Raw genomic sequence first — 25,749 nt, 5'->3', positions numbered from 1 at the left:
TACATGCCCGGCTTCCTGCGTAGACCCTGGTTCTGGATCATCACCGTCCTCGTGGTGGTGGGTGTCGGCGGCTTCTTCGCCATGAAGGGCGCCAGCGCCGACAAGAAGAAGAAGACCGAGGCGGCGGCCAAGCTGATCCCGCCTAGCCCCTTCGCGGCCATCGGCAACGGCAAGGCCGACGTCGAGGGCGGCATCATCCAGGTCGCGGCCCGCCGCGGCGGGGTAGTCAAGGCCGTCTACGTCGAGGAAGGCCAGGCCGTCGCCGCCGGCCAGATCCTGGCCCGCCAGGAAGACGACGATCCGCGCCTGGCCGTGGCCAGCGCCCGCGCCCGGGTGGCCCAGGCCCAGGCCCAGATCGGCGTGATGCAGGTCAAGCTGAACGCCGCCCGCCGCGAGTACCGCCGCCTGGAAGAGCTGCAGGCCAGCAACTTCGTGGCCAAGCAGCGGATGGACCAGAAGATGGACGACATCCGCGACTGGGAGGCCCAGATCGTCGCCCAGCGCACCAATGTCGCCACCGCCCAGGCCGCCCTGCGCGAGGCGGAATACGCCCAGGAACTGACGGTCATCCGGGCGCCGATCGACGGCCGTATCGCCCGTCGCTACGCCAACCCGGGGGCCGGCGCCTCGACCCTGAACGTCTCGACCATGTTCGACCTCGAGCCCAACACCGCCCGCATCGTCCGCGCCGAGATCGTCGAGGCCGACATCCCCAACATCCGCGACGGCCAGGAGGTGGAAATCACCCCGGAGTCGGATCCGGGCAAGGTCTACGTCGGCAAGGTGCTGCGCCGGGCCGGAGTGTTCGGGGCCCGCAAGCTGGCCTCGGACGATCCCAGCCAGCGCAGTGACGAGCGGGTGGTCGAGGTGGTGGTCAGCGCCGACGGCGCGCCGCTGCTGGTCGGCCAGCGGGTGCTGGTCAAGTTCATGAAGCCGGGCTTCAAGGCCGGGGCCGTGCGCGCCAAGCCGAAGACCGACGAGACGAAGAAGAAGTGAGCGAGCTGATCCTTCTCCCGCTTGTCGGGAGAAGGTGGCGGCCGTAGGCCGACGGATGAGGGCAGCGCCGAAGGTGGACAGCTTCCGCCTTGGCGCTGCCTTTTCCGTTGAGGCCGGTGCTGCCCTCATCCGACCCGCTTCGCGGGCCACCTTCTCCCGACAAGCGGGAGAAGGAATAGGAGTGAAATGCGCAAACGTCTCGACCTCCTGCTGATCGACCGCGGCCTGTTCGACAGCCGGGCCAAGGCGCGCGCCGCCATCGAGGCGGGCGGGGTCAGCGTCGATGGGCGGGTCATAAGCAAGGCTTCGCAGGCCGTCGAGGAAGACGCCGAGATCGCCGCCGTCGCCGCCCATCCCTATGTCGGGCGCGGCGCCCTGAAACTGGAGCATGCCCTGACCCTGTGGCCGGTGACCGTCGAGGGCCGCACGGTGCTCGACGTCGGCGCCTCGACCGGCGGCTTCACCGAGGTCTGTCTGCTGCGCGGCGCGGCGAGGGTTTTCGCTGTCGATGTCGGCCAGGGCCAGCTGCATCCGCGCATCGCCGAGGACCCCCGGGTCATCGAACTGTCCAGCCAGGACGTCCGCGCCCTCGACACCGGCCTGATCCCCGATCCGCCGCAGCTGGTTGTCTGCGACCTCAGCTTCATCTCGGTGACCAAGGCGCTCGGCCCGGCCCTGGCGCTGGCGGCCCCGGGGGCGGACCTCGTCCTGCTGGTCAAACCGCAGTTCGAGGCCGGCCGCGAGCGGGTCGGCAAGGGCGTGGTCACCGATCCCACCGTCCGTCAGGACTGCCTGGAGACGGTCGCCGCCTGGGTCGCGGCGCAGGGCTGGAGCGTCGAAGCCACCACCGACAGCCCGATCACCGGCGGCGACGGCAATCACGAATTCCTGCTCTGGGCCCGCAAATAGAAAACGGGCCCCGGTTTCCCGGGGCCCGCCTTCATCGTTTCAGGTCAGTCGGCGATCAATAACGACCGCTGGGGCGCCAGTTGCCGTTGCGGTTGCGGCAGACCTCGAACCCGCGCCAGCGGCCGCCACGATATTCCTGCACCCAGCGGCAGTTGTCGCGGCGATAGCTGATGCGCTTGGGATAGCTGGCGCAGCGGGTGTTCTTGCGGCCGACTTCCTTGCCGGCGAAGGCGCCGACGGTGCCGCCCAGCAGGGCCCCTTCGCCACGGTTGCCGTCACCGGCCACCGCCGCGCCCAGCGCGCCCCCGATCAGGGCGCCGGCGACGGTGCCCTTCCGCTCGGATTGCTTCTTTTCATAGTGGCAGGGCGAAGAGCCATAGCCGTAGTCGCGATAGGACTGGGCCGCCGCCACGGTGGGGGCGGTGAAGGCCGGAATGGCCAGGGCGGCCATGGCCGCCAGGGAAATCAGCTTACGCATAACAGATACCTCTCTCTCTGCGGGCTGGCCCGGCCAGGGGGGCGCCGGGGTCGCCTGATGGATGATGAAGACCGGTTCCTGAACGAGGGCTGACCGAGAGGTTCATCGATGTGTCCGGCGTCCATGGCTTGCGCCAGGACGCTCACAGCCATAACAACCTGCCAACCGGCGGGTTCCGCCAGGAGCAAGCCGCTGACCACCACCCGTGACATCGAAATCACACGCATCGGCGCCCAAGGCGACGGAATCGGCGATCGCGTCTTCGTCCCCCTGACCCTGCCCGGCGAAACCGTGCGCGCCCGCATCGACGGCGAGCGCGGCGAGATCGACGCGCTGCTCTCGACCAGCTCCGACCGGGCGACCCCGCCCTGTCCGCATTTCGGCGTCTGCGGCGGCTGCGCCCTGCAGCACTGGACGGCCGAGCCGTATCTGGCCTGGAAGCGCGAACGGGTGGTCGAGGCGCTGTCACGCGAGAACCTGGAAACCGACGTCCTGGCCACCTTCGCCTCGCCGCCGGCCTCGCGCCGACGCCTGGCCCTGCATGCGCGGGCGGCCAAGGGCGGGGCGGTGGTCGGCTTCAAGGAGCGGCGCAGCTGGAAGCTGGTGCCCATCGAGGTCTGCCCGATCAGCGATCCGCGCCTGGTCGTCGCCCTGCCGGCGCTGCGGGCCCTGGCCAAGCCGTTCCTGGAACATCCGAAGTCTGCCCCGACCCTGCACGTCACCCTGACCCGCACCGGCCTGGACATCGACATCACCGGCGTCGAGGCCAAGAGCGGCGGCTTGTCGGCCGACGCCCGGGTGCGGGCGGCGATGATCGCCCAGCAGGCCGACTTCGCCCGTGTCACCCTGGCCGGCGAGGCGGTCTATGTCGCCCGCGAAGCCATCGTTACCCTCGGCCCGGCCCGCGTCGTCCTGCCGGCCGGCGCCTTCCTGCAGGCCGTGCCCCAGGCCGAAGAGGCCATGGCCGCCTTCGCCGTCGAGGCCGTCGGCGGCGCCGCCCGCATCGCCGACCTGTTCTGCGGCGTGGGCACCTTCACCTTCCGGCTGGCGCAGGTGGGGACGGTGCTGGCCGTCGACTCTTCCGCCCCGGCCATCGCCGCCCTCAAGGCCGCCGCCGGCGCCGCGCCGGGCCTGAAAAGCATCACCGCCGAGGCCCGCGACCTGACCAAGCGGCCGGTTCTGGCCCGCGAGCTGGCCAAGATCGACGCGGTGGTCTTCGACCCGCCGCGCGCTGGGGCCCTCGAACAGGCCGGCGAGATCGGCCGCTCCAAGGTGGCGCGGGTGGTCGGCGTCTCCTGCAACCCGGCCACCTTCGCCCGCGACGCCCGGGTGCTGGTCGACGCCGGCTTCAGGCTGGACCGGGTGCTGCCCGTCGACCAGTTCCTGTGGTCGCCGCACGTCGAGCTGGTGGGTGTGTTTTCGCGCTGACGGCGCCTCCCCCATCCTCCCCCGTTTACGGGGGAGGGGGACCGCGAAGCGGTGGTGGGGGCGAGGGCAGGGGCTCTGTCCTCTCCAAGCCTACCCTATTTTCTTCGGCTTCTTCGAAACCCCAGACGCCCGCGCACGGCCTTCGCCCCCTCCACCATCGCCTTCGGCGACGGTCCCCCTCCCCCGTGAACGGGGGAGGATGGGGAGTTCGGCCGCCGTCGGCTCCTCGCCCGTCCGCCAAAAACTGTGCTTCTTGAGCGGGCCGGCCCCAACCGGCAGCGGATTCGCCGTCTCGCTCAGCGGAAACCCGTGCACCGGATTGGCCGTCGGTCCGCGCAGGCCGGCCACGTCGGGTTGCGGCGCCACGGTCTTCACCACCTCGCCGAACAGATCCATCTGGTCGCCGGCCTTGGGCGGAACCTTGAAGGCCGCCAGGTCCATTGCCGGCATCTCACCGTCGAGGCCGAACCGCCGCTTGGCGGCGGCGAAGCGGGCGGCGATCAACTCGGCGACCGGGCCCTCGCCCTTCTGCCTTGTGCCCCAGTCGGCGGTGTAGTCGGCCCCGCCGCGCGTCTGGCGGATCAGCGACATCACCCGCGCCGCCCGGCCCGGATGGTCCGACGACAGCCACTGCTGGAACAGCGAGGAGATCTCGCGCGGCAGGCGGACGACCACATAACCGGCCGTCTTCGCCCCCGCCTCGGCCGAGGCCTCCAGCACCGCCTCCAGCTCATGGTCGTTGAGGGCCGGGATGACCGGGGCGAACATCACCGCCGTCGGCACGCCGGCCGCGCTCAGGGCCCTGACCGCCTCCAGCCGCTTGCCCGGCGTGGCGGCGCGCGGCTCCATGCTGCGGGCCAGCTTGCGGTCCAGGGTGGTGATCGACAGCGCCACCCGGCACAGCCCCTCGGCGGCGGCCGGCGCCAGCACATCGAGGTCGCGCAGCACCAGGGCCGACTTGGTGATCAGGGTGAAGGGGTGTTTGAAGCGGTAGAGGGTCTCGATGACCCGCCGGGTAACGCGCAGCTTGCGCTCGGCCGGCTGGTAGGGGTCGGTGTCGCCGCCGATGTGGATGACCTGGGGTTTGTAGGTCTTCTTCGACAGCTCCTTGGCCAGCAGCTCGTGGGCGAACGGCTTGAAGAACAGCTTGCTCTCGAAATCCAGGCCCGGCGACAGGCCGAGATAGGCATGGGCCGGCCGGGCGTAGCAGTAGATGCAGCCGTGCTCGCAGCCCCGGTAGGGATTGATCGAGCGGTTGAAGCCGATGTCGGGGCTGTCGTTGCTGGCGATGATGGTCTTGGCGTGGTCGGCCTGGATCACCGTGCGCAGCGGTTTTGGCTTGTCGTCCTCGGCCGTCCAGCCATCGTCGAACTCCTCCCGGGACATCGAGAGGAAGCGGCTGGTGTCGTTGGTGCGGGCGCCGCGGCCCTTGGTCTGGAGCGGTATGGGGGGCACGGGCGCAGCATACGCCTCAATGCGAACAAAACAAGAACTGAGATTCTGAACGGATGGTTAATGGCTGGCACGAAGGGGGCACAAGACGCTTTCCAGCCGGCCCGACTGCGGCCATTAACGGGGGATGATTTCCGTGGTGATCCCGACACGCGATGCCGCCCGCACCCTGCCGGTGACCCTGTCCAGTCTGGTCCGGGCGGCCCTGGAGGGGCTGGTCAAGGAGGTGCTGGTCGCCGACGAGGGCTCAAGCGACGCGACGCTGGAGATCGCTGACGACGCCGGCGCCAAGGTCCTGACCGGCGGCGTCAGCGCCGCCTGCGCCGCCGCTCGGGGCGACTGGCTGCTGATCCTGCCGCCCGGGGTGAAGCTGTCGCCCGATTGGGAAACGGCGGCCGCCATGCACATGGCCCGCAGCTGGGAGCGAGCCGGCCGGTTCACGGTCTCCAAGGACGGGCGCCGGCCCTCACGCTGGCTTGCCGAGACCCTGCGCCTGCCGCTGAAAGGCGACGAGGGTCTGCTGATCTCGCGCCGGCTCCACGACCAACTGGGCGGCGAGGGGCGAGCGTTGCTGGGCCGGCTGAGGGGCCGGATCGACCGGCTCGACGCCCTGATCACCCGCTAGAAACGCCCGCCCGCCGGGGGTTTCCGCATTATGTCTAGACATATTCATCGAAGGAAGCGGGGACACATTGAATTGCCGCCGGCGGCATCGTCAGGCCTGCTCCAGCGGTGCGCGGCAATTCAATGTGTCCCCTCTGCGTTGACCTGTCCGCATCACCGACCCATCAACAATCCCCGCCCCGGCGCCTACGCCCTGTCAACGCCGGCGCCAACCTTCACAGCGCTGGTCGCTACCGAATTATCACACTAAATCAGAAGCTTGCGGCGAACGCCCGGCTTCCCAAGGCGGGAGCGTGGTATAATCGTTGACCGCTTCGATAGGCGGGGAGGCTCACCGATCGCTGCGCAGGTCCACCAGCCGGTCATACCGCGCCGCCTGGTCCAGCGTCGGGCTCTGCTGGCCCCACATCCGGCGATAGGTCCAGTATCCGAAGGCCACCTTCTCCACATACTCGCGCGTCTCGCGGGCCGGCAGGCTTTCCATGAACAGCAAAGCGTCGGCGTCCGGCTCCATCCGCTTGCGGGTCTTGATCACCGCCCCGGCCCCGCCGTTGTAGGCCGCCACCACGCGGAACAGGTCGTAGGCGTCGTCGCCGCCCCCCAGGCCCCGCTCCATCAGCCAGGTCATGTAGTCCTGGCCGATGCGCAGGTTCACCGGCGGGTCGAACAGCGGCATGATGTTGTAGAGCAGGTTGTCGTCGCCGGCCGCCTCGGCCGCCGAGGTCGGCCGCACCTGCATCAACCCGACCGCCCCGGCGTGGCTGTAGGCGTAGGGATTGAAGCGGCTCTCCTGGCGCACCAGGGCATAGACCAGCGCCTTGTCCAGCGTGAAGCCGCCGTCGGGATAGAGCTCGGGAACGTCATAGGGCTCGGCGCGGTAGGGGCGGGCCTTCTTCTTGACGGGGGTCGGGCCGGCGGTCGGGCTGGGCGCGACCTGCAGCGGCACCTTGAGGGCGACGATCAGGGTCTGCCAGTCCTTCTGGTCCGTGTCGCTGCGGGCCAGGGCCAGGCCGACGCGCAGTTCCTGGGCGGCCTCGATCGGGCGGTCGATCTGCGCCAGGGCGGCGGCCCGCTGGGCCCGCTCGTCGCGGTCGATCAGGGAGTCGGCCTTGCGCTGATCGCGGGTGGAGACCTGGATCAGCAACGGATTGCGAACCGGCGGGGGCGGCAGATCGACCACCGGCGGCGGCGATGCGGCCTGGCTGAGGGCGATGGTGCGGCCGCCGTCCAGCTCCAGCTTCCGCGTCGCGATCAGGCCGTAGAAGGTATAGGGCGTGCCGGCCGCGCGGCGGAAATAGCCCTGGGCGGCGAGCCGGTCGCCCATCCGCTCGGCGCAGCGGCCGGCCCAGAACCAGGCGGCCGAGCGCAGCCAGTCGTCGTTGCCGTCGTCCTCGGCCACCTTGAGAAAGAAGGTCGCGGCCTCGTTGACCTTGCCCAGGCGCCAGCCGGCCAGGCCGGCGATCCAGGGCTCGCCCGCCGACGGAGCCAGGGCCCAGGCCTCGGCGGTGCGGCCGGAGTAGTAGGCGTCGCGGGCTGCGAAACTGGCGTCGCCGGCCGAGACGTCCGGCCCGGCCTGCATCCAGACGCGGGCGGCGGCCAGGAAGGCGGGGGCCTTGGGCTCGCGGGCCCCGCGCGGCTGCCGCTTCTGGGCCAGGGTGTAGATGCGCTCGGCGCCGCCGAGGTCGGCGTAGTCGCCCAGCCAGTCGGTCAGCTCCGAATAGGTGGCTCGATAGGCGGTCGGGTGCATCAGTTTGACGAACTGGACATGGCCGATCAGCGAACGGTCGCGGACCTTCTCAAGCGCCTCGTCGGCCTCGTCGAAATCGCCGCGGTCGGCGGCGGCGAAGGCGGCGCGGTAGCGGGCTTCATCGGGTTTGGAGAGGGGACCGTCGGCGGCCAGGGCAGGGGCGGCGATCCAGGCGAGGGTCAGCACCGCGACGATCAGCGTCGCAGCCACTCTGAAAAGCCTCACACCGGCTGCAACCATGCCGCAAACCCCCGAACTCGACTTCGCCGGCCCCGATACAGGGTCGAACCCGACAAAAGGTTAAGCGCGGACGGCTTCGAATACCCGAAACCCAAAAGGCCGCATCGCGCTTCAGTGGAGCCCCCACTGCAAGAGACGTGCAGCTTTAGGCAGGGCGTCCCTGGCGATCAAGCCTTTCGGTCAGGGTCAGCAGATCCTGCCACGCCTTCTTCTTGGCTGCCGGCTGGCGCAGCAGGAAGGCGGGGTGAAGTGTCGGCATGGCGGGCAGGTCGAGCGCGCCGTCCGTCGACTTCCACTCGAACCAGCGGCCGCGCATGGACAGGATGCCCTCGTCCCGTTTCAGCACGGCCTTGGCCGAGGCCCCGCCGGCCAGCAGCAGCATGCGCGGCTTCACCAGCGCCACGGCCCGCTCCAGGAAGGGGGCGCAGACGGCCTGCTCGGCCGGCGTCGGGGTGCGGTTGCCGGGCGGACGCCAGAAGACGGTGTTGGTGATGAACACCCGGTCGGTCAGGCCGCCGGCGGCCAGCATCTTGTCGAGCAGCTTGCCGGCCCGGCCGACGAACGGCTGGCCCTGCGAATCCTCGTCGGCTCCGGGCCCTTCGCCGATGACCATCACCGGCGCATCGACGACGCCGCGATAGAAGACCGACTGCCGGGCCCCCTCATAGCGCAGGGGGCAGCCCTCGAAGGCGGCGATGGCCTCGGCCAGCTGCTCGATGGTCTGGGCGGCGGCGGCCATGTCCTTGGCCTGGGCCAGGGCGGCGCTGATGTCGATGTTCGGCACGCCCGGCCGCGCGGGACGGATCGGCGTCGGCGCGGGCGGTGGCGGGGCAGGTCGGGCCCTGGCCTTCAACCGCTCGGCCCCCTCGGCCAGCCGGTCGATGGCCGCGTCGGCGTACAGCGCGTCCACCCCGGCTTCCGCCCAGAAGGCGAGCAGGGCCTCGGCGGCGCGGCGGTCGGAGGCGGGAGTCATTGGAGGGGGAGGATAGGGGGCTTGTGGCTGGCGGTCACCCCTGGTGTCCGGCCTGTCCGGCGACAATCTGGACAAAAGTAGTGAAATTCACTACTTTATCCCTATGTCCGAGATGATCACCGCTACCGACGCCAACCGTCGCTTCGCCGAAATGCTTCGCGAGGTCGATGAAGGAAAGAGCTTTATCATCACCTCTCACGGTCGCCCTGTGGGGCGACTGGAGCCTGTCGGAAAATCGCGAGCGGAGCGGGAGGCCGCCTATCGCCGGCTGCTGGAGCATCTGGCCACCGTGAAGCCAGTCAACGCCGGGCCCTGGACGCGTGATGAACTGTACGAAGACTGACCGTTGCGGATCGCGATCGATACCAACGTTCTGGCCTACGCCGAAGGCTTGGATGGCCCGGTAAGGCAATCCGAGGCGCGCGCTGTGATGCAGGCGCTTAGCGCCCATGACGTGATTGTGCCGACGCAGGTGCTCGGCGAACTGTTCAACGTCCTGACCCGGAAGGGAGGGCGGAGCGGCCCGGCGGCGCTGCGGGAGATAGACGTCTGGCGTGAGGCGCTCCAGATTGCGTCGGCCGACGCGGAGGTGATGTCGGAGGCGCTCGCGCTGGCTGCGGTTCACCGCCTGCAGATCTGGGATTGCCTGATTCTGGCAACGTCGGCCGCGGCTGGGTGCTCGATCCTGTTGTCCGAGGATATGCAAGACGGATTCACCTGGGCCGGGGTCACCATCGCCAATCCGTTCTCGCAACCAGCAAACCCCTTGTTGTCCGCTCTATTCGGTCCCTTTTGACCCCATTCCCGCTTGACCGCCGTTAGGTCGGGTAACGATAAGCACCAAAGAGGATCGAACCGGGGACTGACCATGAGCGACATCGACACGGCCGCCGAAGAACGCGAAGCCATGGAGTACGACGTCGTCATCGTCGGCGGCGGCCCGGCCGGCCTGGCGGCGGCGATCCGCCTCAAGCAGCTGGCCGAGAAGGCCGGGACCGAGGTTTCGGTGGCCGTGCTGGAAAAAGGCTCGGAAGTCGGGGCCCACATCCTGTCGGGCGCGGTGATCGATCCCAAGGCCCTGACCGAGCTGATCCCCGACTGGAAGGAACAGGGCGCGCCGCTGGAGACGCCGGTGACCAAGGACAAGTTCCTGGTGCTGGGCCCGCAGGGCGAGCTGGACCTGCCGATGTTCGCCATGCCGCCGTTCATGCACAACGACGGCTGCTACATCGCCTCGCTCGGCAACGTCTGCCGCTGGCTGGCGACCCAGGCCGAGAACCTCGGCGTCGAGATCTATCCGGGCTTCGCCGCCTCCGACCTCGTCTACCGTGAAGACGGCTCGGTGAAGGGCGTCATCGTCGGCGTCGTCGGCGTCGGCAAGGACGGCGTCAAGAAGGGCAGCTACGAGCCCGGCATGGAACTGCACGGCAAGTACGTCTTCTTCGCCGAGGGCGTGCGTGGCTCGCTGTCGAAGATCCTCATCCAGAAGTTCGACCTGCAGAAGGGCAAGAGCCCGCAGAAGTACGGCATCGGCATCAAGGAACTGTGGCAGGTGCCGCCGGCCAACCACCGCCCGGGCCTGGCCCAGCACACCACCGGCTGGCCGCTGGACATGGACACCGGCGGCGGCAGCTTCATGTACCACTTCGGGGACAACTACGTGTCCATCGGCTACGTGGTGCACCTCAGCTACAAGGACCCCTTCCTCTCGCCCTTCGACGAGTTCCAGCGCTTCAAGCACCATCCGTCGGTGAAGCCCTATCTGGAGGGCGGCAAGCGCATCGCCTACGGGGCCCGGGCCATCACCGAGGGCGGCTACCAGTCGGTGCCGAAACTGACCTTCCCGGGCGGGGTGCTGATCGGCTGCTCGGCCGGCTTCGTCAACGTGCCGCGCATCAAGGGCAGCCACAACGCCATGAAGACCGGCATGCTGGCCGCTGAGGAAGCCTTCAAGGCCCTGCAGGCCGGCCGCCAGGCCGATGAGCTGGTCGAATACCAGGCGGCTTATGAAAACAGCTGGGTGGCCAAGGAGCTGAAGGTCGTCCGCAACGCCAAGCCGCTGCTCGGCATGCTCGGCACGCTGTTCGGCGGCGCCGCCGGCATGTTCGACATGTGGTGCACCCACCTCCTGGGCGGCTTCTCCTTCTTCGGCACCCTTCAACATACCAAGACCGACGCCGCCTCGACGGGCCTGGCCAAGGACTACAAGCAGAAGGTCTATCCCAAGCCCGACGGGGTGATCAGCTTCGACAAGCTGTCGAGCGTCTTCCTGTCGGCCACCAACCACGAGGAAGACCAGCCGGCGCACCTGAAGCTCAAGGACCCGTCGGTGCCGATCAACGTCAACCTGCCCCAGTACGGCGAGCCGGCCCGGCTCTACTGCCCGGCCGGGGTCTATGAGGTGCTGTACGACGACGCCGGCGCCAATCCGAAGTTCCAGATCAACGCCCAGAACTGCGTCCACTGCAAAACCTGCGACATCAAGGACCCGTCGCAGAACATCGTCTGGACGACGCCCGAAGGCGGCGGCGGCCCGAACTACCCGAACATGTAGCTGGGGACCGGTTGCGCGTCGCACCGACGCCAGCCGTTCGGGCGCAATCGCCTGAAGTCGCGCTACCTGTCCCCGATCAGCGCCGATCGGGGACAGGTAGCGCGCTCCAGACGCATGAACACAACTGCCAGCCCGTTTGCGCGCGCAACCAGTCCCCTGGAGACCGAAGCGCCTTGCTCCCGCCACCGATTGGGGCAAGTTACGCACCATGAAGCGCCTTGCCCTCGTCTCCGCCGCGTCCTGCGCCCTGCTGCTCACCGCCTGCGCCACCACCGGCGGGCCCAGCGCCGAGGACGCCGGCCTTCGCCCGGTCCAGGGCTCGCTCGATACGGAGGGCCAGTCGGGCTACGGCCAGTTCCTGGCCGGCCAGAAGGCCCAGGCCGACGGCCAGAACGACGAGGCGGCCAGCTATTTCGCCCGGGCCATTTCGCTGGGCGCCGAGTCCGAGACCCTCAAGCAGCGGGTGTTCCAGGCGGCCCTGTTCTCCGGCGACATCGCCAAGGCCGCCAAGACCGCCCCGGCCGAGGGCGAAGCCTCGGTCATGGTCGTGCGCCTGGGCCTCCTGACCCGCGCCGTCGAGGCCTTGGCCACCGACGACGCCGCCACCGCCAAGGCCATCATGGTCGACCAGACCGTCGGCTTCCCGCACCGCCAGGCCTCGGTCCTCTTGACCCCCTGGGCGGCCGCCGCGGCCGGCGATGAGGAAAAGGCCCTCACCCGCCCGACCCTGCGCGGCGACCGGCTGGTCGAGGTGTTCGGCCTGCTCAGCCAGGCCCAGCTGTTCGAGCGGTTCAAGCGCTTCGACGAGGCGGAGGCCAACTACAAGATCCTGATGGGCTTCGGCGACGCCTCGGCCATCTTCGCCCCCGACTACGGGGCCTTCCTGGAGCGCCGCAAGCGCGGGGCCGAGGCCGTGGCCGTCTACGACACCGCCCTGCAGGCCCGTCCCGCCGATCTGGTGCTGACCGCCGCCCGCGAGCGGGCCGCCAAGCATCGCAAGGCGCCTGCCATGCCGACCGTCCGCGAAGGCGCCGGCCGCGCCCTGCTGATCCCCGCCTCGGCCATGCTGGGTGAAAAGCAGTACCCGCTGGCCCTGGCCTACCTGCGCCTGTCGTCGCGGCTGGACCCGAACCGCGAGGAGCTGTGGGTCGAGCTGGGCGACGTCTACACCGGCCTGAACGACGCCGAGAACGCCCGCTCCGCCTATGCCCAGGTGCGGGCCGGCACGCGTGAGTACGGGACCGCCCGCTCGCGGCTGGCCTGGTCGCTGCAGGCGGCCGGCGACAAGGACAAGGCGCTGAAGATGGCCGCCGACGGCGCGGCCAGCGGCCAGCGCGAGGCCCTGCTGACCTATGCCGACCTGCTACGCGCCAACGAGCGCTATGCGGAGTCGGTCGAGACCATCAGCCGGGTCATCGCCATGGACGGCGACAAGGCCGACTGGCGGCTGTTCTACATGCGGGCCGTGGCGCGGGACCGGGCCAACGACTGGCCGGGGGCCGAGGCCGACCTCAAGAAGGCGCTGGAGCTGCAGCCGGACGAGCCGGAACTGCTCAACTACCTCGGCTATGCCTGGATCGACCGCGGCCAGAACCTGGGGCCGGCCATGGACATGGTCCAGCGCGCCGTCGCCGCCAATCCGCGCAGCGGGGCGATGATCGACAGCCTGGGCTGGGCCTATTTCCGCATGGGCGACTACCGCAACGCCGTCGAATACCTCGAGCGGGCGGTGACGCTGGAGCCGGCCGATCCCGACATCAACGATCACCTGGGCGACGCCTACTGGCAGGTCGGCCGCCAGATCGAGGCCCGCTTCCAGTGGACCCGGGTGGTGCAGCTGAAGCCCGAAGCCGCCATCCAGGCGCGGGCCGAGGGCAAGCTGAAGAACGGACTGCAGGGCGTGAAGCCGGTCGTGGCCGAGCGCTGATGTCCCTGAGCTGGTTCGCGCCCGCCAAGATCAACCTCTACCTCCATGTCGGGGCCCTGCAGGCGGACGGATTCCATCCGGTCAGCAGCCTGATGGCCTTTGCCGACGTCGGCGACCGGGTGGCCGTGCAGCCGGCCGAGGCGCTCGACTTCGAGGTCACCGGGCCGTTTGCCAATGGCCTGGCCATGGAGCCCAACAACCTGGTCCTGCGCGCCGCCTGGGCCCTGATGAAGGTCGCCGGCCAGCCGTTGCCGCCGTTCCGCCTGATCCTCGACAAACAGCTGCCGGTCGCCGCCGGCCTGGGCGGCGGCTCGTCCGACGCCGGGGCCACCCTGCGGCTCCTGCGCCAGGCGCTGGACCTGCCGCTGCAGGACGAGGCGCTCAACGCCATCGCCGCGGAGCTCGGCTCGGACGGCGTCGCCTGCCTGTGGGGCGAGACGGTGATCGGCGAGGGCCGCGGGGAAAAGCTGGTCCTCGCGCCGGGGATGCCGGTGCTCGACGCCGTGCTGGTCAACCCGCGCGTCGCCTCGCCGACGGGGCCGGTCTACCGCGCCTATGACGAGGCCGGCGCGCCGGGCGACGCGATGCGGCCCTGGCTGCCGGAAACCTTCGAGGATGCGGTCGAGGTGGCCGCCGTCATGGCCACCTGCCGCAACGACCTGGAAGCCCCCGCCGTCGCCCTGACCCCCGCCATCGGCGAGGTGCTGGAGACCCTGCGCGGCGAGCCGGAGACCCTGCTGGCCCGGATGAGCGGCTCGGGCGCGACCTGCTTTGCCCTCTGCGCCGGCGACATCGAGGCCGAGGGCCTGGCCGAACGGCTGGAGAGCATGCGGCCGGACTGGTGGGTGCGGCGGTGTAGGTTGGGGGGATAGATACGGGGACACTATACCTATCTCGGTTCCGACTGCGGGGCCGCAACGAGCGTTGACGAGATAGGTATAGTGTCCCCGTATCTATCCTGCACCGCCCCCCAAAACGCCGAAGGGCGTGACGGTTGCCCGTCACGCCCCCCGCTGATCTCCCCCCGGAGAGGGGAAGCTTGCCTACCGAAAACTAGTGGTAGGCGCGCTCCCCATGCTCGGCGATGTCCAGGCCGTCCTCTTCGGTTTCCGCGCTGACGCGCAGGCCGAAGATGAGCTTGATCAGGAAGAAGACGATGGCCGAGGCCACGGCCGACCAGACGATGGCGACGCCGACGGCCTTGATCTGAGCCATGATCTGGAAGCCGAAGTCGTAGCCGGTCGAGCCGTTGGTGAAGTCCACCACGCCCGCGCCGCCCAGCTTCGGATTGACCAGGATGCCGGTGGCGATGGCGCCGACGATGCCGCCGATGGCGTGGATGCCGAAGGCGTCCAGGCTGTCGTCATACTTCAGCGCGTTCTTGATGACCGAGCAGAAGAAGACGCAGATCGGCGAGACGATGAGGCCCAGGACGATGGCGCCCACCGGACCGGCGAAGCCGGCGGCCGGGGTGATGGCCACCAGGCCGGCGACGATGCCCGACGCCAGGCCCAGGCCCGAAGCCTTGCCGCGGGTGACCTGCTCGACGATCAGCCAGCTGACGCCCGCCGCGGCGGTGGCCACCAGGGTGTTGATCAGGGCCAGGCCCGCATAGCCGTTGGCTTCCAGGTTGGAGCCGGCGTTGAAGCCGAACCAGCCGACCCACAGCAGGCCCGCGCCGACCATGGTCAGGGTCAGCGAGTGGGGTTGCATCGGCTCCTTCTGGTAGCCCGTGCGCTTGCCGAGGATCAGGCAGCCGATCAGGGCGGCGATACCGGCGTTGATGTGCACCACGGTGCCGCCCGCGAAGTCGAGCGCGCCCCAGCCCCAAAGCAGGCCCGCGCCGCCGGCCAGTCCGTCGGCCGTCTGGCCGAAGGCGCTGGTCGCGCCAGCCCACCACCAGACCATGTGGGCCATCGGGTAGTAGCTGAGCAGCGGCCAGAGGATGGCGAACACCACCACGGCCAGGAACTTCATCCGCTCGGCGACGCCGCCCAGCACCAGGGCCGCGGTGATGGCCGCGAAGGTGGCCTGGAAGGCGACGAAGATCAGCTCGGGGATGACCACGCCCTTGGAGAAGGTCTCGACGTTGGTGAAGGCCCCCTCGGCGTTGAAGATCGCCCCGTTGAGCCCGACCTTGCTGAGGCCGCCGATGAACTTGTTGAGGCCGGCCCCGTCGGTGAACGACAGGCTGTAGCCCCAGAAGGTCCAGGCGATGATGCCGATGCAGGCCACGGTGGTCACCTGGACCAGCATGCTCAGCATGTTCTTGGAGCGGACCAGGCCGCCGTAGAACAGCGCCAGGCCGGGCACGATCATCAGCAGCACCAGCACCATGGAGATCATCATCCAGGTGGTGTCGCCCTTCTCGGGAGCCGGCGGAGCGGCTTCCTCGGCGGCGGGGGCGGCTTCGGGAGCCGGGGCCGGGGCGGCGGCGGCCGGAGCCGCGGGCGCGGCCTCGGCGGCGGCCGGAGCCGGCGCGGCCTCTTGGGCGAAGGCCGGAGCGGCCAGCGGCGCCCCGACGATGGCGGCGGCGAGCATCAGCCCCGCCAACCTGCCGTACATGCTTGTTTTCATTGCTCTATCCCCTTGATTCTTGATCACAGCGCCGAGGCGCCGGACTCGCCGGTGCGGATCCGCACCGCGTCCTCGAGGCTGAGGACGAAGATCTTGCCATCGCCGATCTTGCCGGTGGCGGCGGCGGCCTTGATGGCCTCCACGGCCTTGCCGGCGGCGCTGTCGTCGACCGCCACCTCGACCTTCACCTTGGGCACGAAGTTCACCTGGTATTCGGCGCCCCGGTAGATTTCCGTCTGGCCCTTCTGACGGCCGTAGCCCTTCACCTCGGAGACGGTCATCCCCTCGACGCCAGCCGCGACCAGGGCTTCACGCACCTCGTCCAGCTTGAAGGGTTTGACCACCGCTATGATCAGTTTCATCCGCCTTGTCCGCCCGCCGGTTAAGGACGCGCGCCCCTCTGTTTCTTGTGCAAAGGCGACCGGCGGCGAGACGCGTTGAGCGCCCCTTCTCCGATCGCGGGGCAAGCTAGCGGGATGGATCGGCCGAGCCGGGCGCGCGGCGTTAGGGAATCGGCAAGAAAGAGGCGGCGCGCCTGTTCGCTGGGCGACGGCGTGCCGTTCTGCTCAATAATAAGGCGCCGCCTCGAGGGTCCATCGGGGGGCGGGCGGGCGCCCCCGCGGCCCGCGTTGGCGGGAACTTCGCGTTGTCGGCCAGCCCTTAACTTCACGACCGCGTGATGCCGGGCAACGCAACCGCTGTCGCAAGCGCTGTGCCGCTGACGGGGGGCTCACCGGTTCATCCTTGGATGAACCAAGACCGTCGAGGAAGACATGCGCGCCACCCCCGTCCTCAAGACCGCCGCCGCCCTGGCGGCGCTGTCGTTCGCCACTCTCCTGGCCGGGGCCGCCCTGGCTCAAAGCCAGCCGAGCGGCGGCCAGACGATGCCCCCGCCCGCCGAGGAAGGCACGATGGAGGGCAACACCGCGGCCGATGTCGCCGCGCCGCCGGCCCCGTCCAGCGCCACCGACGTCGCCGCCGAGGCCGGCCAGCCGGCCGCCATCCCGCTGAGCTCGCCGACCCCCGTCGCCCAGGCCTATCTGCTCAAGGCCGGCGATCCGAGCGTCGTCTCCAATCCGCCGGTGCCCGACACCCCGGCGACCCGCCGCGCCTACGGCGGTCCCGATTCGAACGGCGGCAAGAAAACCCGCGCGGTCGGCAACTGACCATCACCCGTGAAGAGGCCGGCGTCCCGCCGGCCTCTGTTCCGCGTCAGAGTTCCAAGGATAGCGTCATGAAACCCTACATCCTTCTCGCCACCGCCGCCGGCGCCGTCCTGCTTCTGGCCTCGCAGGTCTCGGCCCAGACCGCCCAGGATCCGGATCCGCCGACCCAGACCACCACCCCCAGCGGCCCGATCGACCCCAACCAGAAGCGCTCGACCTTCGACAAGAACGACGAACTGCGCGCCGCCGAGCTGCAGCAGAAGGTCGAAGGCCCCGCCACCGCCGCCACGACCGCCGTGCCTGTGAGCGACACGACCATGGCCGTCGCCTCGGCCACCGCCGAACCGGCCGTGGTCACCAACGGACCGGTCCTCGACACCGCCGAGAACCGCGCCAAGTACCCGCCGCTGTCGCGGGCCGGCAAGCGCAGCTCCGCCCGCGGCAACTAGGCCGCTCCCACCCTATCCCCCTGCCGGCGGCGACCCCTTCAACCGGGCCGTCCGCCGCTTTTCGTCGCTGGCGCCCGTCTTCCTCCGGTCGCCGGTGACCCTTCCTCCCCGAGCCCCCCGAAAGGATGTCCCATGAACAAGTTCACCCTCCTCAGCGCCGCCGCCACGATCGCCCTGCTGACCGGCGGCGCGGCGCTGGCCCAGACGCCGGCTCCGGCTGCGACACCACCCGCTGCGCCCGCTGCGTCCGCAACGCCGCCGGCCGCCGCCACGCCGCCCGCCGCCACGCCTGTCGCCGGCGCCGTGGTCGCCCAGGGTGACATCGTCGATACCCTGAAAGCCGCCGGCAAGTTCACCGTGCTGCTGCGCGGGCTGGACGAGACCAACCTGACCAGCCTGATCAAGACCAACAAGAACCTGACCCTGTTCGCCCCCACCGACGCGGCCTTCGCGGCCCTGCCGGCCGGCGAGCTGCAGCGGCTGGAAGCCAACCCGACCGAGCTGCAGAAGGTGCTGACCTACCACCTGATCAACGCCAGCGTGGACTCCTCCAAGGTCAAGGGCGCCAAGGGCTCGATCGCCACCGTCGCCGGCCCGCAGATCGTCCTCGACGGCAGCGGCGCGGCGATCATGGCCGGCAACGCCACCATCACCCAGGCCGACGTCAAGACCACCAACGGCATCGTCCATGTGGTCGACAAGGTGCTGATGCCGGCCGGCACGCCGACCGCCGCCAACATGACCACCGACATGCCGCAGGGCCGCATCATCCGCGCCAGCTGGCAGCAGCAGCCGGAGGACAAGACCGAGGTCCCCGCCGCCGCGCCGCCCGCTGATCCGGCTGACCCCAACGCCACGCCGCCGGTGGAGGACAACACCGCGCCGCCGGCCGTGACGCCTGAGGTTCCGGCGACGCCCGCCACGCCGGCGACCCCCGCCGACCCGAGCCTGGCCCCGGCCACGCCGGCCGACCCGGCCGCCAGCGTCGCGACGGCCGCCGCCGAGCCGGCCAAGGTGACCAACGGCCCGGTGCTCGACACCGCCGAGAACCGCGCCAAGTACCCGCCGCTGTCGCGGGCCGGCAAGCGCACGGCCGCCAAGGGCAACTAGCCCCTACAGACTTGCCTTCGTCCGGCTCAGGTCGGGATTGAAGCCGAGGTCGGCGGGCCCTATGGTCCGCCGACTTTTTTTGCGCCTGCGAACAGACAAGATGATTGCCGCCAAACCGACCTCTTTCCAGGGCCTGATCCTGACGCTCCACAACTACTGGAGCGACCGAGGTTGCGTCATCCTGCAGCCGCACGACATCGAGGTCGGGGCCGGCACCCTGCACCCGGCGACGGTGCTGCGGGCGCTGGGCCCCAAGCCCTGGAACGCCGCCTACGTCCAGCCCAGCCGCCGCCCCGGCGACGGCCGTTATGGCGAAAACCCCATGCGGCTGCAGCATTATTACCAGTACCAGGTGCTGCTGAAGCCCAACCCGCCGGACATGCAGGACCAGTATCTCGGCTCCCTGGCCGCCATCGGCCTGGACAGCCGCGTGCACGACATCCGCTTCGTCGAGGACGACTGGGAGAACCCGACGGTCGGGGCCTGGGGCCTGGGCTGGGAGGTCTGGTGCGACGGCATGGAGGTGTCGCAGTACACCTACATGCAGCAGGTCGGCGGCCTGGACGTGAACCCCGTCGCGGGCGAGCTGACCTACGGCCTCGAGCGCCTGGCGATGTACGTGTTCGGCGTCGACAACGTCTACGACCTGCCCTTCAACGATCGCGGCATGTCCTACGGCGAGGTCTTCCTCGAGAACGAGCGCCAGCAGAGCGCCTACAATTTCGAGGTCGCCGACGTCGACACCCTCAAGCGCCAGTTTGAGGACATGGAGCGCCAGGTCGTCCGCATCCTCGATGAGGGGGTGGGTCCGCAGGGCCAGAAGCTGGTCCTGCCGGCCTATGACCATGTCTTGAAGGCCAGCCACCTGTTCAACGTCATGAACGCCCGCGGCGCCATCGCCGTGGCCGAGCGCGCCAGCTACATCGGCCGCATCCGTGACCTCTGTAAACTCTGCGCCAGCGAATGGCTGAAGCAGCAGGAAGCCGCGTGATGGCATCGCCCGATAAAGCCCTCCCCCTCGATGGGGGAGGGTTGGGAGGGGGTGTTCGCGCCAGCCGGGCCGGAAGCGCTCAAACGGGCTCCGACCTCCCCCTGCCCACCGTCATCGGCAAAGCGTCCTTCGACCACGACCGGCACAGCCCCGGCGCTGTTGGCCGCGCCCGCGCTCTTCGCCGCGACATGACCGCCTCCGAAGAGAAGCTCTGGAAGGCCCTTCGCGCCCTCAAGCTCGGTATCCGCCGTCAGGCCCCGATGGGCCGCTACATCGCCGACTTCATCCATCACGCCTCGCGGCTCGTGGTCGAGGTCGATGGCGCGCGCCACCGGTTGCCGGAGGCGCAACTTCACGATCAGGAGCGTGACGCCTGGTTCGCCTCACAGGGCTACCGCGTCCATCGCGTCAGCGACCAGGACGCCTTCGGACGTCCCTGGGACCTTGCCGCCGAGATCGGCGTCCTGATCACCGGTCCGCAAGGCGCTGGCGCCCAAACGCGCCCTTCCACTCCCACCGAGCCCGCACCCCATCCCCGACCCTTCCCCATTGAGGGGAAGGGAGAGTAGCCATGCCCCAACTCCTTCTCGAACTCTTCTCCGAAGAAATCCCCGCGCGCATGCAGGCCCAGGCCGCCCGCGACCTCGAACGCATGATGCGCGACGGCCTCAGCGCCGCCGGCCTGATCAGCGAGGGGATGAAGGCCTTCGCCGGCCCCCGTCGCCTCAGCCTGGTGGTCGAGGGCCTGCCCATCGCCCAGGCCGACCGTGACGAGGAGCTCAAGGGCCCCCGCGTCGGCGCCCCCGACCAGGCCATCGACGGCTTCCTGCGCAAGACCGGCCTGACCCGCGAGCAGCTGGTGCAGCAGGACGGCGTCTGGTTCGGCCGCATCCAGTCCAAGGGCCGGCCGACCGCCGAGATCGTCGCCGAGCTGGTCGAGGCCACAGTGCGGAACTTCCCCTGGCCCAAGTCGATGACCTGGGGCAGCGGCAAGCTGCGCTGGGTCCGCCCGCTGCAGCGCATCCTCTGCGTCTTCGACCGCGAGATCGTGCCGATCAGCTTCGAGGGCCTGGAGGCCGGCGACCTGTCCCAGGGCCACCGCTTCATGGGCAGCGGCCAGGTGTTCCGGGCCCGCGATTTCGATGAATACCGCGAGGCCTTGCTCGGCCACTACGTCGTCCTCGACGCCGAGGAGCGCAAGGAGCGCATCCTCGAAGGCGCCCGCACCCTCTGCTTTGCCCGCAACCTCGAACTGGTCGAGGACGAGGGCCTGCTGGACGAGGTCGCCGGCCTGGCCGAATGGCCGACCCCGGTGCTGGGCGACATGGACCCGGCGTTTTTGGATTTGCCGCCGGAGGTCATCCGCACCTCCATGCGCACCCACCAGAAGTACTTCGCCGTCCGCGACCCGGCGACCGGCAAGCTGGCCCCGCACTTCCTGGTGGTGGCCAACATCGCCGCCGAGGACGGCGGCAAGGTCATCGCGGCGGGGAACGCGAAGGTGCTGTCGGCGCGGCTGAGCGACGCGCGGTTCTTCTGGGATGAGGATCGCAAGAGCGGGTTCGACGCGTGGCTGGAGAAGCTCTCGGGCGTGACCTTCCACGCCAAGCTCGGCACGATGGCCGAGCGCGTCGACCGCATCGCCGCCCTGGCTCGCGAGATCGCCCCGCTGGTTGGCGCCGATCCGGACACCGCCGAAAAGGCCGCCCGCCTCGCCAAGGCCGACCTCGCCAGCCAAATGGTCGGCGAGTTCCCCGAGCTGCAGGGCGTCATGGGCCGGTACTACGCCGTTGCCGACAACCTCGATCCGGTGCTGGCCGACGCCATCTGCGACCACTACCGGCCGCAGGGCCCGGGCGATGTCGTGCCGACCGCGCCGGTGAGCATCGCGGTGGCGTTGGCGGACAAGCTCGACACCCTGGCTGGTTTCTTCTTCATCGACGAACGGCCAACGGGGTCTAAGGACCCCTATGCGCTGCGGCGAGCTGCCCTTGGCGCAATTAGGCTCATTCTTGAAAACGACCTTCGAGTTCCACTTCTGACGCTTCTGGCGTTCAAGGCTGTCGGGCCGATGGCAGTCGCGAAGCATACCGAAGCGCTCAACGAGGGAACCACAGCTGAGCGGGAGTTGATGGTCCGCACTCAAGCTGATCCCCGAGTTCTGGGTTTGCTCAATGAGCGTGCTCAAGAGCTGGCCGTTGGATTCGATATGCAACTATCGACGAAGATTGCGATTGATCTCGTTGCCTTCTTCGCCGACCGCCTGAAGGTCACCCTGCGCGACCAGGGCAAGCGCTTCGACCTGGTCGACGCTGTCTTCGCCCTCAACGACGACGACCTCGTCCGCATCGTCGCCCGGGTCGAGGCTCTGGATGGTTTCCTGAAGACCGACGACGGGGCCAACCTGCTGGCCGGCTACCGCCGCGCCGCCAACATCCTCAAGGCCGAGGAGAAGAAGGGTCCGCTGCCGACCGGCGCGCCCTCCGCCGTCTCGCAGCCGGCCGAGGAGGCCGCTCTGTTCGCGACCCTCCAGGCGCTGACCCCGAAGCTCGACGCCGCCCTGGCCGCCGAGGACTTCACCGGCGCCATGACGGCGCTGGCCGCCCTGCGCGGCCCGGTCGACGCCTTCTTCACCGCCGTCCTGGTCAACAGCGACGTCGCCGCCGAACGCGACAACCGCCTGCGCCTGCTGCAACAGGTCCAGTCCGCCATGGGCAAGGTCGCCGACTTCTCGCTGGTGACGGGGTAGCGCCCTCCCTCCCCGAATTGGGGAGGGCAGACGCGCGGTTACGCGCGTCGGGTGGGGAAGTCGGTCACTGACTTTCGAGACGACCCGCTGAGAAGCCTCACCGGCGGCGGCCGGTGGCCCACTTCCCCACCCGGCGCGCGGCGCGCGCCTGCCCTCCCCAATTCGGGGAGGGAGGGGTGTCGAGAACGGTCTAAAAACGATTATTCGCCAAAGGCTTAAGTAATATGTCTAGACATATTCACCACCCAAACCGCCCTCCGCGACGCCCTCGCCGGCCCGCGTAGACCGCCGTCTGTCACCGCCCGTCAACATTCCCCGCGCCGGCATCAACGCGCCCATCAACGCCCGGCCTACATTCCCGGCCGCCAACGCCACGCAAAACTCAACGGCCACGGGCGTTTACCCGGCTCTCCGCGCTTTCCTGCCGGCGCCGGCCTTTTTGTAGGCGAGACGACCGGCGGTATAATGGCTCGCCGCTTCGATAGCCGGCTCTCGCCCCCATCTTCTGCTGCGCTGCGGGATCAAACCCTGTCGGAAGGTGTTCCCCCCGGCGCTCTGGGAGGGTATCTGACCCGCATCCGAACAGGCGCCTTCGGAATCGCGACGCTTATTGAGGACGGCTTGATGACGAACCGCTGGGTCTACAGCTTCGGAGGCGGCGGCGCCGAGGGCGACGCTTCGATGAAGAACCTGCTGGGCGGCAAGGGCGCCAACCTGGCCGAGATGTCGTCGCTGGGCCTGCCGGTGCCCCCCGGCTTCACCATCACCACCGAGGCCTGCAACAGCTATTACGCCAATGGCCGCCAATACCCCGCCGACCTCGCGGCCCAGGTGGCCGGCGGCATCGGCCATATTGAGAAGATCACCCAGAAAACCTTCGGCGACGCCGCCAACCCGCTGCTGGTCTCGGTCCGCTCGGGCGCCCGCGCCTCGATGCCGGGGATGATGGACACCGTCCTCAACCTCGGCCTCAACGACGCCACCGTCGAAGGCCTGGCCAAACTGTCCGGCGACCGCCGCTTCGCCTTCGACAGCTACCGCCGCTTCATCCAGATGTACTCCAACGTGGTGCTCGGCCTCGACCACCACTCGTTCGAGGAGATCCTCGACGACCACAAGGACCGCCTGGGCGTCGACGTCGACACCGCCCTGACCGCCAAGGACTGGGAAGCCATCGTCGCCGAGTACAAGCAGGCCGTGGAGCGCGAGCTCGGCAAACCCTTCCCGCAGGACCCGCAGGAACAGCTGTGGGGCGCGGTCGGCGCCGTCTTCCAGAGCTGGATGAACGACCGGGCCAAGTTCTACCGGCGCATGCACGACATCCCCGAAAGCTGGGGCACTGCGGTCAACATCCAGTCGATGGTGTTCGGCAACCTGGGTGAAACCAGCGCCACCGGCGTCGCCTTCACCCGCAACCCCTCGACCGGCGAGGCCGCCCTCTACGGCGAGTTCCTGATCAACGCCCAGGGCGAGGACGTCGTCGCCGGCATCCGCACCCCGCAGTCGCTGACCAAGGCGGCCCGCGAGGAGATGGGCGACCGCAACCCGTCGATGGAAGAGGCCCTGCCAGAAGTCTTCGCCGAATTCCGCGATGTCGCCGCCCGGCTGGAGCGCCACTACCGCGACATGCAGGACGTCGAGTTCACCGTCGAGCAGGGCCGGCTGTGGATGCTGCAGACCCGCAACGGCAAGCGCACCGCCAAGGCCGCCCTCAAGGTCGCCGTCGACATGGCCGGCGAGGGCTTGATCACCGAGGGCGAAGCGGTCTCCCGCATCGACCCGGCCGCGCTGGACCAGCTGCTGCACCCGACCATCTCGCCCGACGCTGTGCGCAGCGTCATCGCCAAGGGCCTGCCGGCCAGCCCCGGCGCCGCCGTCGGGGCCATCGTCTTCTCATCGGAAGACGCCGAAAAGCGCGGCTCGGCCGGCGAGGCGGTCATCCTGGTCCGCCACGAAACCAGCCCGGAAGACATCAAGGGCATGCACGCCGCCCGCGGCATCATCACCGCCCGCGGCGGCATGACCAGCCACGCGGCCGTCGTCGCCCGCGGCTGGGGCATCCCCTGCGTCAGCGGCGCCGGCGACATCGCCATCGATTTGAAAGGACGAAGTTTCTCGGTTCGCGGCAAGGTCTTCAATGAAGGCGAGACGGTCACCATCGACGGCTCGACCGGCGAGATCCTGGCCGGCTCGGTGAAGATGATCGAGCCGGAACTGACCGGCGATTTCGCCGCCCTGATGGTCTGGGCCGACAAGATGCGTCGCCTGAAGGTCCGCGCCAACGCCGAGACCCCGCTCGACGCCAAGACCGCCCGCCAGTTCGGGGCCGAGGGCATCGGCCTGTGCCGCACCGAGCACATGTTCTTCGACGAGCACCGCATCGCCGCCGTCCGCGAGATGATCCTGGCCGACGACGAGAGCGGCCGCCGCGCCGCCCTGGCCAAGATCGCCCCCTTCCAGAAGGCCGACTTCGTCGAGCTCTTCACCATCATGGAAGGCCTGCCCGTCACCATCCGCCTGCTCGACCCGCCGCTGCACGAGTTCCTGCCGCATTCGGAGGAGGACCTCACCGCCGTCGCCGAGGCCACGGGCCTGGACGCCGGCAAGCTGATGCGCCGGGCCCGCGAGCTGCATGAGAGCAACCCCATGCTCGGCCACCGCGGCTGCCGCCTGGGGATCAGCTTCCCCGAGATCTACGAGATGCAGGTCCGCGCCATCATTGAGGCCGCCTGCGAGATCGCCAAGTCGGGCAAGCCCGCGCCGGTGCCGGAGATCATGCACCCGCTGGTCGGCAAGGGCACGGAGATGAAGTTCCTCAAGGACCTCACCGACCGCACCGCCAAGGCCGTGATCGCCGAACAGGGCGTCAGCCTCGAATACCTGGTCGGCACCATGATCGAGCTGCCCCGCGCCGCCATCCGGGCCGGGGACCTGGCCGAAAACGCCGAGTTCTTCAGCTTCGGCACCAACGACCTGACCCAGACCACCTTCGGCATCAGCCGCGACGACGCCGGCAAGTTCCTCAACGACTACATCGAGAAGGGCATCTTCGAAAAAGACCCCTTCGTGTCGCTGGACCAGGAAGGCGTCGGCGACCTGATCCGCATCGCCGCCGAACGGGGCAGGGCGGTGCGCCCGGACGTCAAACTCGGCATCTGCGGCGAACACGGCGGCGACCCGGCCTCGATCGCCTTCTGCGAAGACGTCGGCCTCGACTACGTCAGCTGCTCCCCCTTCCGCGTCCCCATCGCCCGCCTGGCGGCGGCGCAGGCGGCGCTGGCCAAGGGCTGAAACTACAAACTCCGATTATCCCGACGAAAGTCGGGACCCAGCTGGCAACCTATCGAAGGGTGAGGCTCTGACCTGAGCCGCGCCGGGT

The 25,749-nt window shown here is 69.3% G+C and carries 21 protein-coding genes and 1 pseudogene; 16 read left to right on the top strand and 6 right to left on the bottom strand.

Translation table 11 applies throughout. The annotated features are described in order from the left end of the window. Window positions 1-3: 3 nt before the first annotated feature. A complete protein-coding gene (locus AC1RSK_RS21075; protein ID WP_492909650.1) occupies window positions 4-996 on the top strand; it encodes an HlyD family secretion protein in 993 nt (330 codons plus the stop codon). Between the two features lie 186 nt (window positions 997-1,182). Then, window positions 1,183-1,905 carry a TlyA family RNA methyltransferase gene (locus AC1RSK_RS21070; RefSeq protein WP_492909649.1) on the top strand — a complete coding sequence of 241 codons (723 nt, stop codon included), beginning with the start codon at window positions 1,183-1,185 and terminating at the stop codon, window positions 1,903-1,905. Window positions 1,906-1,960: 55 nt separating this feature from the next. Here AC1RSK_RS21070 and AC1RSK_RS21065 read toward each other — a convergent pair whose 3' ends face one another. Continuing rightward, window positions 1,961-2,383: a glycine zipper 2TM domain-containing protein gene (locus AC1RSK_RS21065; protein ID WP_492909648.1), complete on the bottom strand. Its 423-nt coding sequence runs from the start codon at window positions 2,381-2,383 to the stop codon at window positions 1,961-1,963. A 108-nt stretch (window positions 2,384-2,491) separates the two neighbouring features. Between AC1RSK_RS21065 and AC1RSK_RS21060 the strand changes: the two genes are divergently transcribed. Further along, on the top strand, window positions 2,492-3,811 hold the full coding sequence (locus tag AC1RSK_RS21060; RefSeq protein ID WP_492909647.1) for a class I SAM-dependent RNA methyltransferase: 1,320 nt from the start codon (window positions 2,492-2,494) through the stop codon (window positions 3,809-3,811). 381 nt (window positions 3,812-4,192) lie between these two features. Here the strand turns inward: AC1RSK_RS21060 and AC1RSK_RS21055 are convergent. After that, window positions 4,193-5,266: pseudogene (locus tag AC1RSK_RS21055) on the bottom strand (PA0069 family radical SAM protein); the annotation flags it as partial. Between the two features lie 136 nt (window positions 5,267-5,402). On the opposite strand from AC1RSK_RS21055, the gene AC1RSK_RS21050 reads away from it, so the two are divergent. Next, window positions 5,403-5,888, top strand: a complete 486-nt coding sequence (locus AC1RSK_RS21050) for a glycosyltransferase (protein WP_492909646.1) — start codon at window positions 5,403-5,405, stop codon at window positions 5,886-5,888. Window positions 5,889-6,218: 330 nt separating this feature from the next. Here the strand turns inward: AC1RSK_RS21050 and AC1RSK_RS21045 are convergent, their stop codons facing one another. Further along, window positions 6,219-7,844, bottom strand: coding sequence for a lytic transglycosylase domain-containing protein (locus AC1RSK_RS21045; protein WP_492909645.1), 1,626 nt, complete (start codon window positions 7,842-7,844; stop codon window positions 6,219-6,221). Between the two features lie 175 nt (window positions 7,845-8,019). Further along, window positions 8,020-8,847, bottom strand: a complete 828-nt coding sequence (locus AC1RSK_RS21040; protein ID WP_492909644.1) for a uracil-DNA glycosylase — start codon at window positions 8,845-8,847, stop codon at window positions 8,020-8,022. 43 nt (window positions 8,848-8,890) lie between these two features. On the opposite strand from AC1RSK_RS21040, the gene AC1RSK_RS21035 reads away from it, so the two are divergent. The 5 genes from AC1RSK_RS21035 to AC1RSK_RS21015 all read left to right on the top strand — a co-directional run bounded on the left by AC1RSK_RS21035 (window position 8,891) and on the right by AC1RSK_RS21015 (window position 14,200). Next, complete coding sequence (locus tag AC1RSK_RS21035) at window positions 8,891-9,190, top strand: type II toxin-antitoxin system Phd/YefM family antitoxin (protein ID WP_492909643.1); 300 nt, start codon at window positions 8,891-8,893, stop codon at window positions 9,188-9,190. Window positions 9,191-9,193: 3 nt separating this feature from the next. Continuing rightward, window positions 9,194-9,643 carry a PIN domain-containing protein gene (locus tag AC1RSK_RS21030; protein ID WP_492909642.1) on the top strand — a complete coding sequence of 150 codons (450 nt, stop codon included), beginning with the start codon at window positions 9,194-9,196 and terminating at the stop codon, window positions 9,641-9,643. A 72-nt stretch (window positions 9,644-9,715) separates the two neighbouring features. Beyond that, window positions 9,716-11,401: an electron transfer flavoprotein-ubiquinone oxidoreductase gene (locus AC1RSK_RS21025; RefSeq protein ID WP_492909641.1), complete on the top strand. Its 1,686-nt coding sequence runs from the start codon at window positions 9,716-9,718 to the stop codon at window positions 11,399-11,401. A gap of 208 nt (window positions 11,402-11,609) precedes the next feature. Beyond that, a complete protein-coding gene (locus AC1RSK_RS21020) occupies window positions 11,610-13,328 on the top strand; it encodes a tetratricopeptide repeat protein (RefSeq protein WP_492909640.1) in 1,719 nt (572 codons plus the stop codon). Beyond that, on the top strand, window positions 13,328-14,200 hold the full coding sequence (locus AC1RSK_RS21015) for a 4-(cytidine 5'-diphospho)-2-C-methyl-D-erythritol kinase (protein WP_492909639.1): 873 nt from the start codon (window positions 13,328-13,330) through the stop codon (window positions 14,198-14,200). The genes AC1RSK_RS21020 and AC1RSK_RS21015 overlap by 1 nt, the downstream gene beginning before the upstream one ends. A gap of 181 nt (window positions 14,201-14,381) precedes the next feature. On the opposite strand, the gene AC1RSK_RS21010 is transcribed toward AC1RSK_RS21015, so the two are convergent. Both AC1RSK_RS21010 and AC1RSK_RS21005 read right to left on the bottom strand, forming a co-directional pair. Then, window positions 14,382-15,905 (bottom strand): ammonium transporter, encoded by a 1,524-nt coding sequence (locus AC1RSK_RS21010; RefSeq protein WP_492909638.1) that lies wholly within the window; start codon window positions 15,903-15,905, stop codon window positions 14,382-14,384. A 23-nt stretch (window positions 15,906-15,928) separates the two neighbouring features. Then, complete coding sequence (locus AC1RSK_RS21005; RefSeq protein ID WP_487299085.1) at window positions 15,929-16,267, bottom strand: P-II family nitrogen regulator; 339 nt, start codon at window positions 16,265-16,267, stop codon at window positions 15,929-15,931. Between the two features lie 411 nt (window positions 16,268-16,678). Here AC1RSK_RS21005 and AC1RSK_RS21000 point away from each other — a divergent pair, with 411 nt between their 5' ends. The 7 genes from AC1RSK_RS21000 to ppdK all read left to right on the top strand — a co-directional run bounded on the left by AC1RSK_RS21000 (window position 16,679) and on the right by ppdK (window position 25,661). Then, a complete protein-coding gene (locus tag AC1RSK_RS21000; protein WP_492909637.1) occupies window positions 16,679-17,071 on the top strand; it encodes a hypothetical protein in 393 nt (130 codons plus the stop codon). 68 nt (window positions 17,072-17,139) lie between these two features. Further along, entirely contained in the window at window positions 17,140-17,520 is a 381-nt protein-coding gene (locus tag AC1RSK_RS20995) for a hypothetical protein (RefSeq protein ID WP_492909636.1), read from the top strand. 132 nt (window positions 17,521-17,652) lie between these two features. Then, window positions 17,653-18,630: a fasciclin domain-containing protein gene (locus tag AC1RSK_RS20990; protein ID WP_492909635.1), complete on the top strand. Its 978-nt coding sequence runs from the start codon at window positions 17,653-17,655 to the stop codon at window positions 18,628-18,630. 100 nt (window positions 18,631-18,730) lie between these two features. After that, window positions 18,731-19,621, top strand: a complete 891-nt coding sequence (locus AC1RSK_RS20985; RefSeq protein WP_492909634.1) for a glycine--tRNA ligase subunit alpha — start codon at window positions 18,731-18,733, stop codon at window positions 19,619-19,621. After that, window positions 19,621-20,190 carry an endonuclease domain-containing protein gene (locus AC1RSK_RS20980; RefSeq protein ID WP_492909633.1) on the top strand — a complete coding sequence of 190 codons (570 nt, stop codon included), beginning with the start codon at window positions 19,621-19,623 and terminating at the stop codon, window positions 20,188-20,190. Before AC1RSK_RS20985 ends, AC1RSK_RS20980 begins: the two co-directional genes overlap by 1 nt. A gap of 2 nt (window positions 20,191-20,192) precedes the next feature. Next, entirely contained in the window at window positions 20,193-22,370 is a 2,178-nt protein-coding gene (gene glyS / locus AC1RSK_RS20975) for a glycine--tRNA ligase subunit beta (protein ID WP_492909632.1), read from the top strand. 624 nt (window positions 22,371-22,994) lie between these two features. Next, window positions 22,995-25,661, top strand: coding sequence for a pyruvate, phosphate dikinase (gene ppdK, locus AC1RSK_RS20970; RefSeq protein ID WP_492909631.1), 2,667 nt, complete (start codon window positions 22,995-22,997; stop codon window positions 25,659-25,661). Window positions 25,662-25,749 lie beyond the last annotated feature (88 nt).

The sequence above is a fragment of the Caulobacter sp. GW821-FHT11A05 genome (genome assembly GCF_058809015.1).
Note: the sequence above shows the minus strand (reverse complement) of the source record. Positions and strands in the feature narration are given on the sequence as shown.

Excerpts from the sequence above, each read along its gene's own strand:
- AC1RSK_RS21075 (WP_492909650.1), top strand. The coding sequence starts at position 4 with ATGCCCGGCTTCCTGCGTAGACCCTGGTTCTGGATCATCACCGTCCTC.
- AC1RSK_RS21070 (WP_492909649.1), top strand. The coding sequence starts at position 1,183 with ATGCGCAAACGTCTCGACCTCCTGCTGATCGACCGCGGCCTGTTCGAC.
- AC1RSK_RS21065 (WP_492909648.1), bottom strand. The coding sequence starts at position 2,383 with ATGCGTAAGCTGATTTCCCTGGCGGCCATGGCCGCCCTGGCCATTCCG.
- AC1RSK_RS21060 (WP_492909647.1), top strand. The coding sequence starts at position 2,492 with ATGTGTCCGGCGTCCATGGCTTGCGCCAGGACGCTCACAGCCATAACA.
- AC1RSK_RS21040 (WP_492909644.1), bottom strand. The coding sequence starts at position 8,847 with ATGACTCCCGCCTCCGACCGCCGCGCCGCCGAGGCCCTGCTCGCCTTC.
- AC1RSK_RS21025 (WP_492909641.1), top strand. The coding sequence starts at position 9,716 with ATGAGCGACATCGACACGGCCGCCGAAGAACGCGAAGCCATGGAGTAC.
- AC1RSK_RS21020 (WP_492909640.1), top strand. The coding sequence starts at position 11,610 with ATGAAGCGCCTTGCCCTCGTCTCCGCCGCGTCCTGCGCCCTGCTGCTC.
- AC1RSK_RS21015 (WP_492909639.1), top strand. The coding sequence starts at position 13,328 with ATGTCCCTGAGCTGGTTCGCGCCCGCCAAGATCAACCTCTACCTCCAT.
- AC1RSK_RS21010 (WP_492909638.1), bottom strand. The coding sequence starts at position 15,905 with ATGAAAACAAGCATGTACGGCAGGTTGGCGGGGCTGATGCTCGCCGCC.
- AC1RSK_RS21005 (WP_487299085.1), bottom strand. The coding sequence starts at position 16,267 with ATGAAACTGATCATAGCGGTGGTCAAACCCTTCAAGCTGGACGAGGTG.
- AC1RSK_RS21000 (WP_492909637.1), top strand. The coding sequence starts at position 16,679 with ATGCGCGCCACCCCCGTCCTCAAGACCGCCGCCGCCCTGGCGGCGCTG.
- AC1RSK_RS20995 (WP_492909636.1), top strand. The coding sequence starts at position 17,140 with ATGAAACCCTACATCCTTCTCGCCACCGCCGCCGGCGCCGTCCTGCTT.
- AC1RSK_RS20990 (WP_492909635.1), top strand. The coding sequence starts at position 17,653 with ATGAACAAGTTCACCCTCCTCAGCGCCGCCGCCACGATCGCCCTGCTG.
- AC1RSK_RS20985 (WP_492909634.1), top strand. The coding sequence starts at position 18,731 with ATGATTGCCGCCAAACCGACCTCTTTCCAGGGCCTGATCCTGACGCTC.
- AC1RSK_RS20980 (WP_492909633.1), top strand. The coding sequence starts at position 19,621 with ATGGCATCGCCCGATAAAGCCCTCCCCCTCGATGGGGGAGGGTTGGGA.
- glyS (WP_492909632.1), top strand. The coding sequence starts at position 20,193 with ATGCCCCAACTCCTTCTCGAACTCTTCTCCGAAGAAATCCCCGCGCGC.
- ppdK (WP_492909631.1), top strand. The coding sequence starts at position 22,995 with ATGACGAACCGCTGGGTCTACAGCTTCGGAGGCGGCGGCGCCGAGGGC.